The 236-nt window shown below is 33.5% G+C and carries 1 pseudogene; it reads left to right on the top strand.

The annotated features are described in order from the left end of the window. Positions 1-236, top strand: a pseudogene (locus tag GOQ24_RS15090) (hypothetical protein); the annotation flags it as partial.

Below are 236 nucleotides of genomic sequence, written 5' to 3'. Positions count from 1 at the left end.
TAAAAAACAAGAAAGTGATTCAAACATTGGAGTTAATGACTATGTTGGAGTAAAAATAAACGCTAATAATTGGATTAAAATCACACTTGATATCTCTGATGTAGATTACAACAAATCTAAAACAGGTTCAGTATTTGGATTCAAAGTTGGTAGCAAAGCTGCTTATAACCTACTTGTTTCTTCTATTGTGTTTGACGATGCTAAACCTACAACTCCTGTGGATCCGGTAGATCCAG

Source organism: Myroides sp. LoEW2-1 (assembly GCF_009767705.1).
Lineage (GTDB): Bacteria > Bacteroidota > Bacteroidia > Flavobacteriales > Flavobacteriaceae > Flavobacterium > Flavobacterium album_A.
This window is presented reverse-complemented; position numbering and strand designations above follow the sequence as displayed.